Source organism: Arthrobacter sp. (assembly GCF_031179985.1).
Classification (GTDB): domain Bacteria; phylum Actinomycetota; class Actinomycetes; order Actinomycetales; family Micrococcaceae; genus Arthrobacter.
Genome location: NZ_JAPSHJ010000006.1, coordinates 86,303 through 99,744, shown reverse-complemented (window position 1 = coordinate 99,744; position 13,442 = coordinate 86,303). Strand labels below are relative to the sequence as shown.

Sequence of the window (13,442 nt, the reverse complement as noted above, 5' to 3'; positions counted from 1 at the left end):
GCTCAACCCTTGACGTACGGAATGCCGCTTGCGGCAGGTGGTCTGGAGCGGCCCACCAGTCCGGCCACGGCCAGCACGGTTACCAGGTACGGCAGCATGGCCATGAACTGGCTCGGTACGGGGGTACCAATGATGGTGACGATGCTTTGCAGGTTGTCGGCAAAACCGAACAGCAATGCTGCAAAGAAGGCGCCGATGGGGTTCCAGCGTCCGAAGATCAGGGCAGCCAGGGCTATGAAACCGCGCCCGCCGGAGATCTCCTTGGTGAAGCTGTCGATGGCCACCAGGGTGAAGAACGAACCGCCGATACCGGCGATCGCGCCACCGAGCGTGACATTCCAGAATCGGGTGGCGTTGACTTTGATGCCCATGGTGTCAGCTGCTTCCGGATGTTCACCCACCGCACGGACCCGGAGGCCCCACTTCGTCTTGAACAATCCAATCCACACCACGATCACCGCAATGTACATAAGGTAGCCAACCACGGACTGCCTGAAGAGGATCGGCCCGATCAGGGGAATGCTTGAGAGCACCGGGATATCCACAATAGGCAGCCTGTCCGGCGAGTTGAACTGCTCCGGGTCGGCCTGCATCACCGTGCTGAACATGAACCCGGTCAGACCGGACACCAGGACGTTCAGCACCACACCAACGATGATCTGGTTGACGAGGTATTTGATGCTGAACAGGGCAAGGACCACGGAGACGACGGCGCCGGCAAGGGCCGCAGCCAGGAGTCCGATGAAGGGGTTCTTCGTAATGCTTGCCACGATGGCAGCCGTAAAGGCACCGCCGAGCAACTGTCCCTCGATGGCGATATTCACCACGCCAACCCGCTCGCACAAGACGCCTGACAGCGAGCCGAAGACCAGCGGAACGGCAAGCGTCACGGATCCGGCAATCAGCCCGGCAAGGGAAATGTTCGGCGTGCGTGCGCCTCCCACCAGCCAGATCAGGAAGGCCACGACAAATACGACGATGAATGCAATGGGAAGCCACCGCGGGGCTGACTGGTTCCTCGTCTTCAGATACACCGCATAACCGGCCAGGCCGAGCAGGACCACGGACAGCACAATGCCTGCAAGGAACGCCGGCACTTCGATGACAGGCAGCTGGAAGAAGTCGCCCGCTGAGGAGATCCCGAACTTTGCAGTCTGGTTGGGACCCATGACTCCAAAGAACACAAAGGCCACGAGGCCCAGCGCCGCCAGCAGGATGGGGATTTTCCAGGTGACCGGTTTGGCTGAGGAGCCCTGGATCCGGGTAGTGCCCGGCTGCGGGGTTCCTGGCTTGGGTGCTGTAGTTGTTGTGCTCATGCGGCACCTCCGGTGGTGGCTGCCGTTGTGGACTTACCGGCGGTAGCCGTTTTCTTCCGCCGCGGGTTCAGCCCGAAGACGGCCCGCACCAGTGGCGGGGCGGCGATGAACAGGACGATGAGCGACTGGACCACCAGGACAATGTCGATAGGTGTCCCGGTTTGGATCTGCATCTGGACCGCACCTGCACGGAAGGCGCCGAACAGCAGGCCGGCTGCGAACGTCCCCCACGGCGTCGAACGTCCCAACAGCGCAACAGTGATGGCATCAAAACCGTAAGTAGCCGCGACGCCGTCGGTGAGGACCTTCTCGGTTCCCGCAACCTGGGCCACGCCGGACATTCCAGCCAAGGCCCCGGCAAGGGCCATCACCAGGATGGTTGCACGTGGAACGTTGATTCCTGCTGTCAGTGCCGCCTTGGGGTTGGCGCCCACTGCCCGGAATTCGAAGCCGATGGTGGAGCGGTTAAGGAGCCACCACACCAGTACAGTGGCCGCGATGGCAAGGACAAAGCCGAGGTGGAGCCGGTACTGGGTGCCAAAAATCTGCGGATAGACGGCGGTCGGATCCAGGATGGGGGAAATAGGGTTGGTCTCCCCCGGACGCTGGAATGCGGGAGTATTCAGCAGGTACCTGAGGAAATACAGCGCTATGTAGTTGAACATGATGGTCAGAATCACCTCGTGGGCACCAGTGCGCGCTTTGAGGTAACCCACCAGCCCTCCCCAGATGGCACCGCCAATGATGCCCGCCACGAGGACCAGCAGCAGATGCAGGCCCAGCGGCAGATGCAGTGCGAAGCCGGCCCAGGCCGCGAGGATGCCTGCCATGATGATCTGTCCCTGCGCACCGATGTTGAACAGTCCGGCGCGGAAAGCAAGTGCCACACCCAGGCCTGCCGTGATCAGCGGCGTCGCTATGGTGAGGGTCTCCATGAACGGGGCGAACTGCGCAGCAGCTGTGTTTCCCCGCGGGTTAAACACTGACCCTTGGAACAGTGCCACATAAGAACGTGTGGCTGCATTCCAGACCGCAAGGAGGAAGTCAGTGGGCCGAGCGAAAAAGTAGGTGGCTGTGGCTCCCACCTGCTTGTCCGTGCTGGCAATGAGCAAACCGCCCAGGATCAGCGCCAGGAGAACGGCCAGCAGGGAAACCATCCCGCTGCCGGTGAAAATCCTGCGGAGCAAGGTGTCGGGTCCGCCCGGCAGCGTTCCACTCATGGCAGATACGGGCACCGCTGAAGGGCCCATCGCACCGCCGGCCGTGTCCAGCGACACGGCAGAGGCTGTGTCCTCGGCGGGGGCGGGCGCATCAGCGGCGTTGGTCCCGTTGTTGGAATCGTTGGCCTTTGTTGACTTCGGCGGCTTCTTCGAATGGTTGTCCGCCACGTGTTTGTGTTTCTCAGACATGGTCGCCTCCTTCGGCGCGGGAGGTGGAGGGTTCAGGGGATGATCCATCGTCCGGTGATCCATCATGATGGGCGCGGTCGGCATGGGCTGCCTCTTCGGGAGACAGACCTGCCATCATCAGGCCCAGGACGTCCCTGCTGGTGCCGGCCGGAACAGTCCCCACCAGCTTGCCCTTGTAAAGCACTGCAATCCGGTCTGCCAGCTCCATGACCTCATCCAATTCAGTGGACACGATCATGACCGGAGTGCCGTTGTCGCGTTCGGCGACGATTCGCCGGTGCAGGAATTCAATAGAGCCCACGTCCACGCCGCGGGTGGGCTGGGAGGCGATGAAAAGACGCAGCGGACGCGAGAGTTCCCGCGCCATGACCACCTTCTGCTGGTTTCCGCCGGACAAGGTGCCGGCAGCCAATGATCCGGACGGAGTGCGGATATCGAATTCCCCAATCCTTGACGTGGCGTTCTCCAGGACCTTGGCCGGGCTCATACCGATTCCTTTGGCGAAGGGAGACTGATCGTAGAGGTCCAGCACCAGGTTCTCGGCGATGGAGAAGGTGCCGATCAGTCCGTCCACTTTCCGGTCCTCGGGAACGAATCCGACGCCGGCCCGCAGCACTTCCTTGACGCTCCGGCCAAGGAGTTCCTTGCCGTCGAGCAGGATGGATCCGTGGACCCGCTCCTGCAGGCCCAGAATCGCTTCGGTGAGTTCCGTTTGGCCGTTGCCCTGGACACCGGCCACGGCAAGGATCTCACCCCGGGCGATACTGAAACTGATTCCGTCCACCACGTGCTGCCCGCTGGGGGCAATCACGGTGAGGTCCCTGACTTCGAAAGTGGTCTCCTTGGGCTGGGCGGGCTCCTTGTCCAGCGTGAGGCTCACGGAGCGGCCCACCATCATGGAAGCCAGCTCAGTGGTTGAAGCCCCCGGAGCAGCAGTTCCCACAACCTTGCCGCGCCGGATCACCGTAATGGTGTCAGAGACTGCCTTGACTTCGCGGAGCTTGTGAGAGATGAAGACGATCGAAGTGCCGCTGCTCTTAAGCTGACGCATGATGTCAAGCAGCTCGTCGGTATCCTGCGGGGTGAGCACCGCCGTCGGCTCATCCAGGATGAGGACCTTTGCGTCGCGGACCAGGGCCTTGATGATTTCGACGCGCTGCTGGACGCCCACGGGAAGGTCTTCCACGAGGGCGTCAGGATCGACGTCGAACCCGTACCGGTCAGAGATTTCCTTGATTTTCCGCCGCGTATCGTCCAGGTTCAGGAAGCCGCCGGCCTTGGTGGCTTCGGCGCCCAGTGCGACGTTTTCGGCAACCGTAAAAACAGGCACCAGCATAAAATGCTGGTGCACCATGCCGATGCCGGCGGCCATGGCATCTCCGGGCCCGCGGAAGCTGACAGGTTTGCCGTCGATGAGGATTTCGCCGTCAGTGGGCTCGTACAAGCCGTAGAGGACGTTCATCAGGGTGGACTTGCCGGCGCCGTTCTCACCCAGGAGGCAATGAATCTGACCGGGTTCAACAACCACATCAATGTGATCGTTGGCTAGCAGGGAGCCAAAGCGTTTGGTAATCCCCTTGAGTTCAAGTTTCAAAACTCTGACCAATCTCGAAGCGTCCGGCGCATCTGGCCGGACGGGATATGTGGCTGCAGCATCAGCCTAGTACCTGCCGCAGTGGGCGGAGCCAGGCCATGCACAACGAAAAAAAGGAGAATGCCAACGAAAAGCGCCACCGCCCGTCCAGTCGTAACTGTCCGGGTGGCGGCGCCTTGCGTTGGGATCAGGGCGTTGGGGATCAGACCTTGGGGCTGGCGGTGGATTCCACCTTCAGCTTGCCGTCCACAATGTCCTTCTTGATCTGTTCCAGCTCCGACTTCAGCTCTGCCGGAACTGCTGATTCCAGGTCGTGGAAGGGAGCAAGCTGGACGCCGTTGTTGGCCAGGGTGCCGACGTACGGGGCGTTGGAGAACGTGCCTTCCTTGTCTTCCTTCACCACGGTCTCGACAGCATCACCCATCTGCTTCATCACGGAGGTCAGCATGATGTCCTTGTAATCAGGAGCGGTGCGGAAGCCGTCAGAGTCAACCCAGATGAGTTTGACGTCCTTGCCTGCGGCCTTGGCTTCCTTCAGCGCAGCACCGGCGCCCTTACCAACCGGACCGGCGACGGGCATGACGATGTCCGCACCCTGATCCAGGAAGTTCTGGGTCAGCTGCTTGCCCTTGTCCTGCTTTTCGAAGTCACCGGTAAAGCTGCCGTCCTGGGCTGCTTTGTCCCAGCCAAGGACCTTGACGTCCTTGCCCTTCTGTTCGTTGTAGTACTTCACGCCGTCGGCGTAGCCGTCCATGAAGATGGTGACGGTGGGGATCTTGATGCCGCCGAAGGTCGCGACTGTTCCGGTCTTCGTGGTTCCGGCAGCCAGGTACCCGGCCATGAAGGCCGCCTGCGCCGTGTCGTAGATGATCGGCTTGACGTTGCTGATGGCCGGCGCGTAGTTGAAGTCGATAATGGCGAAGTGGCTGTCAGGGTTGGCGGTGGCGATCTTCTTCGTGGCGTCGCCCAGGAGGAATCCGACCGTGAGGGTGAGGTCGCAGCCTGCCGTGACCATGGCGTTGAGGTTCGGCTCGAAGTCATTGTTGGTCTTGGATTCGACCTGGTTGACCTTGATGCCGAGGTCCGCTTCGGCTTTCTTCAGGCCCTCGTACGAGGACTGGTTGAACGACTGGTCATCGAATCCACCGGAGTCTGACACGATGCAGCCGGAGTAATCGCTGGCCGTGGCAGTCGGGCCCCCCGCTTCAGGGGGAGCCCCGCAAGCCGTCAGCAGGAGAGCGGCCGCACCTGCGGTGGCGACGCCAACCATGGAACCGCGCTTGACGGTTGCACGCAGTGAGTTCTTCAATGTTCCTCCAGGAAAAAAGAGATAGGCGCTACGACGGTTCAATGAGTGTCCGTTTCTAATGCTCCACACTGAAATTCTGTTTTCACTGATGGGTTCGCAGCACTGCGCCGTAGCGCTCTGATACATGCAACTTTAGTGTCCTGGAACACGTCCAGGCACACGCTGGAGGCCTTATCGGCATATCGTTGAGAACTTGTTACCTACGGGTAGGGCTGAGTGCAAGTCACATGACGCCAGTCGCCCAACTTCGGCGATGGAACCTACAGGCGTACGAGCATTTTCCCTGTGTTTGCACCATCGAGGAGGTCCATGAATGCCTGCGGCGCGTTCTCCAGTCCGTCCACGATTGTCTCGTCATAGCGGACAGTGCCGTCAGCCAGCCAGCCGGACATCCTGCCGGCAAACTCAGCTGCATGCTGCCGCTGGCCGCCTACCAGGAATCCTCTCAAAGTGAGCTGCTTCCCGATGGCCAGCATCAGGTTGTGCGGGGCAGGGGTAGGTTCGGTGGCGTTGTACTGGGCAATCGCACCGCACATCGCCACTCGTCCGCCAACGTTCAGCACGGACAACGCAGCCTCAAGGTGTTCGCCACCCACATTGTCGAAGTACACGTCGATCCCCGCCTGGCCGGCCGCTTCCTTGAGCTGATCCTTCACGGGGCCGTCGTGGTAGTTGAAGGCGGCATCGAAACCAAGTTCAAGCAGCCTGTCCACTTTCTCCTGCGAGCCTGCCGAACCGATAACGCGGGACGCACCCATTGCTCTGGCTATCTGGCCAACGAGGGAGCCTACCGCCCCGGCAGCACCGGAAACGAAAACGGCGTCGCCTTCCTTGAACTCCGCCACCTTCAGAAGGCCTGCGTAAGCCGTGAGGCCAGTCATCCCCAGCGCGCCCAGAAAGGCGGAGGCGGGGGCAAGGTCAGTGCGGGCAACCGTCGTGGAGCCCGCTTCAGCAACAGAGTGTTCACGCCAGCCCAGTGAATGCACGACGACGTCCCCCACGTTCCGCTCAGAGGACCGGGACGCGATGACCTCGCCTACTGCTCCGCCGTCGAGCGCTTCCCCCACCGCAAACGGTGCCGAGTAGGACTTGACGTCGTTCATCCGGCCACGCATGTAGGGATCCACGGAGATAAAGAGGTTCCGTACCAGCACCTGGCCGTCTTCCAATTCCGGTACGGCGGCTTCTGCAAGACGGAAGTTCTCCGGCACGGGACGGCCTGAGGGCCGGGATGCCAGCTGGATGACACGGGTGGTTGTGACAGTTTCCTGGCTCACGGTTTCCTGGCTCATGCGGCCACCTCGAGGATCTTGATGTCGACGTTGATGTTGCCTCGCGTGGCATTGGAATACGGGCAGATCTGATGCGCTTTGGCCACCAGCTCCTCTGCCGTTGCAAGATCCAGGGCGGGAAGGGCGATTTCGAGTTCGGCGGCAAGGCCGTAGCCCGGTCCGCCTTCCAGTGCGCCGATGTGAATCTTGGCTGCAACGGCGGAATCAGTCAGGTCGGCGCGGTATTTGCGGCCAACAGTGCGGAGCGCGGAGTGGAAGCAAGCGGCGTAGCCGGCGGCGAACAGTTGCTCAGGGTTGGTCCCCTGGCCGTCGCCTCCAAGCTCCACGGGGGCGGCCAGAGCAACGTCCAGCTTGCCGTCCTTGCTGCGGGCACTGCCTTCGCGGCCTTCGCCCGATGCCAGTGCTTCTGCAGTGTAAAGAGTCCTCATGTGATACCCGATCTGTTGTGGGTGGTTAATTCTCAGAGATGACCGTGAAGGGCAGAGGTTAGCCTGTCCAAGGTTGCACGGAGCTGCTCCAGCTCGGCGGCCGAGAGTTTGGCGGCGTCTGCAAGGTGCTGGGGAATCCCTGTTGCCTTGGCGCTAAGCTTCCTGCCGGCGTCGGTCAGAGTGATTTCCATCCGGCGCTCGTCAAGGGCTGACCGACGGCGCTCCACCAGCTCAAGCGACTCAAGCCGTTTCAGAAGCGGTGAAAGTGTTCCCGAATCCAGGCCGAGCTCCTCCCCCAATTCCCGTACGCTCCGCGGCTCGTTCTCCCATAACACCAGCATCACGAGGTACTGCGGGTAAGTGAGCCCCAGTTCCTCCAGGATGGGCCGGTAAACCGCAGTGGCTGCTTTCGATGCCGAGTAAAGGGCGAAGCACAGCTGGCGGTTGAGTCTGGGAGCATTGGTCATGCAGTAACGGTAGCCCACAATTAGATTGTGCACAACCAATCAGCGGAGGAAGCACTGAATTCACTGCGAAAGGAAAGCGCGAACTGGCAGCAGATGCTGCCGGTTCGCGTTGAAGTGCCTAGAGATCGCGGATGGTCCGGAGTGCTGCAGCCGTGAGCACCTGGATGCCGTAGCCGAGAGCCCGCTCGTCCAGGATGTAGTCGCCGCGGTGGAGATCGTATTCTTCCCCGCCGGGTGTCTTGGTGCCGAGCCGCATCATTGCACCCGGGCGCTCGGCCAGGAACCAGGCGAAGTCCTCCCCGCCCATTGACTGCGGTGTGAGGACCACTGCGCCTTCCCCGATTTCGGCGCGCGCGGCGGCTTCGATCAACGCTGTTTCGTGCTCGGAGTTAACAACGGGCGGGACCCCGCGGGTGTGCTCAAGGTGGACCTCAACTCCATAGGGAGCGGCGATTTCGTGGACGATTTCATCCAGGAGCTCGCCGGCACTCTTCCACGCGTCGCGGTCCAGGCAGCGCATGGTGCCGGCCATGAAGCCGTTGGCCGGAATGGCGTTGGGGGCCGAGCCAGCTGAAATCTGACCCCAGACAACGGAGACGCCGCTACGCACATCAACGCGCCGGGACAGGACCGCTGGCACGTTGACGGCGATCTGCGAGAGGGCAAACACGAGGTCTTCGGTCAGGTGAGGGCGGGAAGTATGCCCGCCCCTGCCACTAAGGGTGATTTTGATGGTGTCCGAGGCCGACGTGATGGCCCCGATCCGGGTGCCGATCTTGCCGACGTCGATCCGGGGGTCACAATGAAGCGCAAGGATGCGCGGGACGCCGTCGAGCACGCCCTGCTCGATGCACGAGTGGGCACCTCCGGGCATGGTCTCTTCTGCCGGCTGGAAGACGATGCGGACAGAGCCACGCAGCGGCGACTCGAGATGCATCCGGTGCAGCACGAGTGCAATCCCGAGCATGGTGGTGGTGTGCACGTCATGGCCACAGGCATGCGTCACACCATGGTTCTTGGAGGCGAACGGGAGGCCTGTTTCCTCGATGATCGGCAAGGCATCAATGTCGCCGCGCAGAGCCGTCGCAATGGGCCCCTCGCCGACATCAACGGTGAGCCCAGTGCCCTCAAGTCTGCGGGGTTTTAACCCTGCCGCTTCGAGCCGCTCCACGAGCTTGTCGGTGGTGCGGAACTCCTTGAACGACAACTCCGGGTGCGCATGGAGGTCACGCCGGAATTCAATCAGTTCCGGCAGGAGAGATTCCAGCCATGGCCCCACCAGATCGGTGGGCTCAGCTTCAGTAGTGTAATTACGCACGCAATAACTCTAGCGAGCGTACAAAGAATAGCGGCATCGCCGTCGGCCCGTTACGGTTTCAGCTGGTTCCAGCCGGTCTTCGCCGGTCCCAGCCGACTGAGAGGCCGGCAGAGGACGCCGTCAGAGGACGTCGGTGTCGCCGCTCGCCTTAAGGGCGTCCACAGCCGCCTTGACCCGCTGCGAATGCGCCTTCGTAGTAACCAGCAGGGCATCGGGAGTGTCCACGATGACCACATCCTTGATGCCGATCAGGGCAATGACGCGCTTTGTATCCGAGACCACCACACCGGAGGCATTCTCCGTGAACACGCGGGCGCCTTCGCCCAGAACGGTGACATCGCGAACTTCCTTGGCACTGTTCAGCCTTCCCACAGAGGCGAAGTCTCCGACGTCGTCCCAACGGAAAAGACCCGGCACGACGGCGACGTCCCCCGCCGCGGCCGCAGGTTCAGCCACCGCATAGTCAATGGCAATCTTCGGAAGCGTCGGCCAGACGCGGGCGGTGACTTCATCGCGTTCCGGACCATCCCAGGCCCGGGCTATTTCCAGCAGGCCCTTGAAAAGTTCCGGCTGGTTGGCTTCGAGGTGCTTCAGCATGAGGGCGACCGGCGCGACGAACATACCCGCATTCCAGACGTAATCACCGCTGTCCACATACTCCTGGGCCACTTCTTCGCTTGGTTTCTCCACAAATTCCACGACAGCCTGCGCATTGGGTGCCAACGGGACAGCGAGGTTACGTCCGGAGCGGATGTAGCCGAACCCGGTAGACGGATGGGTCGGCTTGATACCGATCGTGACGATCTTGCCGGCCGCTGCAGTGTGGATTGCCTCGCGGACGGTGTCCTGGAAGAGGTCGTCAGGGCTGATGACATGGTCCGCGGCGAAGGACCCCATGATGGTGTCCGGATCGCGCTGGTGCAGGATGGCTGCGGCCAGGCCGATCGCGGCGCCGGAATCCTTGGGCTCGCTTTCGAGCACGAGGTCGCTGTCCTGCAGTTCGGGCAACTGGCTGCAGACAGCCGTCCGGTGCGCTGTTCCGGTCACAACCAGGACCTGCTTGCCGGCCAGCGGCTCGAGGCGATCGTAGGTGGCACGGAGCAGCGTGCTGCCGGATCCCGTGAGGTCGTGGAGGAATTTCGGGGCGGCTGCCCGTGACAGGGGCCAAAGTCGGGTCCCCACTCCGCCGGCCGGAATCACCGCAATAAAACGGTCTAACGGTGAATTCTGGTTTGTCACATTGTCGTCTCTCATCACGGCCTACTTTAGCGGAAGCGCCTCAGGGCGGCCCCCGCACCCTGCTTGTAAGCCTGCGCAACCCCTCATTATGTGGCATTTGTCTCATCATTTCGTGAAATCCGCGCTGTTACTGGCCACCAAGGAGGGCCTAAATTGAATAAGCTGTGAGCGAAGCCTAGATTTAGGCCCGAGCTACGAGTGCTCTCGCAGCAGGCGTTTCCCCCGCGTGGATCCCACGCCAGCGCCGCTGTGTTGCAGGGAGGTTTATTCAGTGCCGACAAAACCAGCTGGCACCTTGTACCGCGGCCGTGAAGGCATGTGGTCCTGGGTAGGACACCGTATTACCGGTGTAGTGATCTTTTTCTTCTTGTTGGTCCATGTGCTGGACACCTCACTGGTGCGCGTGTCCCCCGAGGCCTACAACCATGTGATCGCTGCCTACAAGAACCCGCTGATGGCCCTGGGTGAAACGGGCCTCGTCGCAGCAATTGTGTTCCACGCCTTCAACGGCCTGCGGATCATCGCCGTCGACTTCTGGAAGAAGGGTGCCAAGTACCAGCGCCAGATGCTGTGGATTGTCCTGGCTCTCTGGGTTGTCACCATGGTGGCCTTCTCCATCCGCCACCTTTCCCTCGCCTTCGGAGGTCACTAAGCCATGTCTGCAACAGAGATCCAGCCCCCACGCAGCGGCCAGATCAGCGGCAAGCCTGCTGCCGGCGTCGTTGCTCCGCAATACCGCCGGACAGGCGGCTCCCGCGGCAACTTTGAAATGTTCGCATGGCTATTCATGCGGCTCTCCGGCGTTGTCCTTGTTGTCCTGATCTTTGGGCACCTGTTCGTCAACCTGCTCGTGGGCGAGGGCATCAAGGCAGTCGACTTCGGTTTCGTTGCCGGCAAGTGGGCGGACCCGTTCTGGCAAGTATGGGACCTTGCCATGCTGTGGCTTGCAATGCTTCACGGCACCAACGGCGTCCGCACCATCATCAATGACTACGCGGAAAAGGACTCCACCCGCTTCTGGCTGAAGATGGTCCTCTACGCGGCCACCACAGTCATCATCATCCTGGGCACCTTGGTGATCTTTACGTTCAACCCGTGCCCCATGATCGACGGCGTCCCGTTGCAGGGTGGCTTCTGCCCCGCGGTCTAGGGCTGCCCTACTGCCTGCACTGGCGCAGGGAGTGGTTTCACGTTTCAGGTTTTACGGTGCAGGCTCCGCCGGCCCGTGCTTTTACAGCGAATTTTGAGAGAAAGAGCGTCTGGTATGCAGGTCCATAAGTACGACGTCGTTATCGTCGGTGCCGGTGGTGCTGGCATGCGCGCAGCGATCGAATCCGGTCAGCGTGCGCGAACAGCAGTATTGACCAAGCTCTACCCCACCCGCTCGCACACCGGTGCAGCGCAGGGTGGCATGTGTGCGGCATTGGCCAATGTCGAGGAAGACAACTGGGAGTGGCACACCTTCGACACCATTAAGGGCGGTGACTACCTGGTTGACCAGGATGCCGCCGAGGTTATGGCGAAGGAAGCGATTGACGCCGTCCTGGACCTGGAAAAGATGGGCCTGCCGTTCAACCGCACCCCTGAGGGCCGGATCGACCAGCGCAGGTTCGGCGGCCACACCCGCGATCACGGCAAGGCTCCCGTCCGCCGGGCATGCTACGCAGCTGACCGCACAGGGCACATGATCCTCCAGACCCTGTACCAAAACTGCGTCAAGCACAACGTTGAGTTCTATAACGAGTACTACGTCCTTGACCTCCTGACCGTCGAAGAGGACGCCGTTCGTGAGGATGGCACGCCGTACAAGCAGAAGCGCGTTGCCGGCGTCGTCTCTTACGACCTCGCCTCCGGCGAGCTGCACGTGTTCCAGGCCAAGTCCGTGGTGTTCGCTTCCGGCGGCGCCGGCAAGGTCTTCAAGACCACCTCCAATGCCCACACCCTCACCGGTGACGGCATGGGCATCGCGTTCCGCCGGGGCATTCCGCTGGAGGACATGGAATTCTTCCAGTTCCACCCGACAGGCCTCGCGGGCCTCGGCATCCTCCTCTCGGAGGCCGCCCGTGGCGAAGGCGCCATCCTGCGGAACTCGGAGGGTGAACGCTTCATGGAGCGCTACGCCCCCACCATCAAGGACCTTGCCCCGCGTGACATTGTGGCCCGTTCCATGGCCAACGAGGTCCGTGAAGGGCGCGGTTGCGGTCCTAACAAGGACTACGTGCTCCTTGACCTGACGCACCTTGAACCGGCGCACATCGACGCCAAGCTGCCGGACATTACCGAGTTCGCCCGCACCTACCTCGGTGTGGAGCCCTACACCGAACCGGTTCCGGTTTTCCCCACGGCGCACTACGCCATGGGCGGCATCCCCACCAACATCACCACCGAAGTCCTGCAGGACAACGACACCGTGGTTCCCGGCCTTTACGCCGCGGGCGAGGTTGCGTGCGTGTCCGTGCACGGCTCGAACCGCCTGGGCACCAACTCCCTTTTGGACATCAATGTCTTCGGCAAGCGTGCCGGCATCGCCGCTGCGGAATATGCCAAGACAGCAGACTTCGTTGAGCTTCCGGAGGACCCGGAAGCGTACACGATCGAGCTGCTGAACATCGCCCGCAACGGGAACGGTGACGAGAAAGTGGCTGTGATCCGCAAGGAGCTGCAGGACACCATGGACGCCAACATGCAGGTGTTCCGGACCGCCGAAACGTTGAACCAGGTTCTGCGGGACATCGCGTCCTTCGAGGAGCGGTACAAGCGCATCAGTGTTCAGGACAAGGGCAAGCGGTTCAACCTGGATCTCCTGGAAGCCGTAGAGCTGGGCTTCCTGCTGGAACTCGCCAAGGTGATGACCGTGGCGGCCCTGCACCGGGAAGAATCCCGTGGCGGTCACTTCCGCGAGGATTTCCCCGAGCGCGACGACGACAAATTCATGAAGCACTCCATGGCGTACAAGGACGAGCACGCACCTGCGGACGGAACCGGTTCCGCAGAGGCAATCGCCGGCATCAGGCTTGGCACCAAGCCCGTTGTCTTCACGCGCTACGAGCCGATGGTGAGGAAGTACTAA

General features: G+C 61.7%; 12 protein-coding genes. 3 read left to right on the top strand and 9 right to left on the bottom strand.

All coding sequences use genetic code 11. The annotated features are described in order from the left end of the window. Positions 1-2: 2 nt before the first annotated feature. The 9 genes from RIN13_RS04750 to RIN13_RS04710 form a co-directional block, all read right to left on the bottom strand. On the bottom strand, positions 3-1,316 hold the full coding sequence (locus RIN13_RS04750; RefSeq protein WP_309106185.1) for an ABC transporter permease: 1,314 nt from the start codon (positions 1,314-1,316) through the stop codon (positions 3-5). After that, a complete protein-coding gene (locus RIN13_RS04745) occupies positions 1,313-2,725 on the bottom strand; it encodes an ABC transporter permease (protein ID WP_309106184.1) in 1,413 nt (470 codons plus the stop codon). Before RIN13_RS04745 ends, RIN13_RS04750 begins: the two co-directional genes overlap by 4 nt. Then, on the bottom strand, positions 2,718-4,319 hold the full coding sequence (locus RIN13_RS04740; RefSeq protein ID WP_309106183.1) for an ABC transporter ATP-binding protein: 1,602 nt from the start codon (positions 4,317-4,319) through the stop codon (positions 2,718-2,720). Before RIN13_RS04740 ends, RIN13_RS04745 begins: the two co-directional genes overlap by 8 nt. A gap of 202 nt (positions 4,320-4,521) precedes the next feature. Beyond that, positions 4,522-5,589: a BMP family ABC transporter substrate-binding protein gene (locus RIN13_RS04735; RefSeq protein ID WP_309106223.1), complete on the bottom strand. Its 1,068-nt coding sequence runs from the start codon at positions 5,587-5,589 to the stop codon at positions 4,522-4,524. 299 nt (positions 5,590-5,888) lie between these two features. Next, positions 5,889-6,920 (bottom strand): NADP-dependent oxidoreductase, encoded by a 1,032-nt coding sequence (locus tag RIN13_RS04730; protein ID WP_309106182.1) that lies wholly within the window; start codon positions 6,918-6,920, stop codon positions 5,889-5,891. Beyond that, a complete protein-coding gene (locus tag RIN13_RS04725; RefSeq protein WP_309106181.1) occupies positions 6,917-7,348 on the bottom strand; it encodes an organic hydroperoxide resistance protein in 432 nt (143 codons plus the stop codon). The genes RIN13_RS04730 and RIN13_RS04725 overlap by 4 nt, the downstream gene beginning before the upstream one ends. 32 nt (positions 7,349-7,380) lie before the next feature. Beyond that, positions 7,381-7,815, bottom strand: a complete 435-nt coding sequence (locus RIN13_RS04720; RefSeq protein ID WP_309106180.1) for a MarR family transcriptional regulator — start codon at positions 7,813-7,815, stop codon at positions 7,381-7,383. A 118-nt stretch (positions 7,816-7,933) separates the two neighbouring features. Further along, positions 7,934-9,133 carry an amidohydrolase gene (locus RIN13_RS04715; protein ID WP_309106179.1) on the bottom strand — a complete coding sequence of 400 codons (1,200 nt, stop codon included), beginning with the start codon at positions 9,131-9,133 and terminating at the stop codon, positions 7,934-7,936. A gap of 120 nt (positions 9,134-9,253) precedes the next feature. Continuing rightward, positions 9,254-10,387, bottom strand: a complete 1,134-nt coding sequence (locus RIN13_RS04710; protein ID WP_309106178.1) for a sugar phosphate nucleotidyltransferase — start codon at positions 10,385-10,387, stop codon at positions 9,254-9,256. 256 nt (positions 10,388-10,643) lie between these two features. Here RIN13_RS04710 and sdhC point away from each other — a divergent pair, with 256 nt between their 5' ends. The 3 genes from sdhC to sdhA all read left to right on the top strand — a co-directional run bounded on the left by sdhC (position 10,644) and on the right by sdhA (position 13,442). Continuing rightward, positions 10,644-11,024 carry a succinate dehydrogenase, cytochrome b556 subunit gene (gene sdhC / locus RIN13_RS04705; RefSeq protein ID WP_309106177.1) on the top strand — a complete coding sequence of 127 codons (381 nt, stop codon included), beginning with the start codon at positions 10,644-10,646 and terminating at the stop codon, positions 11,022-11,024. A gap of 3 nt (positions 11,025-11,027) precedes the next feature. Further along, positions 11,028-11,522, top strand: a complete 495-nt coding sequence (locus RIN13_RS04700) for a succinate dehydrogenase hydrophobic membrane anchor subunit (protein WP_309106176.1) — start codon at positions 11,028-11,030, stop codon at positions 11,520-11,522. Between the two features lie 114 nt (positions 11,523-11,636). After that, the gene (gene sdhA / locus RIN13_RS04695; protein ID WP_309106175.1) at positions 11,637-13,442 is read left to right on the top strand and encodes a succinate dehydrogenase flavoprotein subunit; all 1,806 of its coding nucleotides are present in this window, start codon (positions 11,637-11,639) and stop codon (positions 13,440-13,442) included.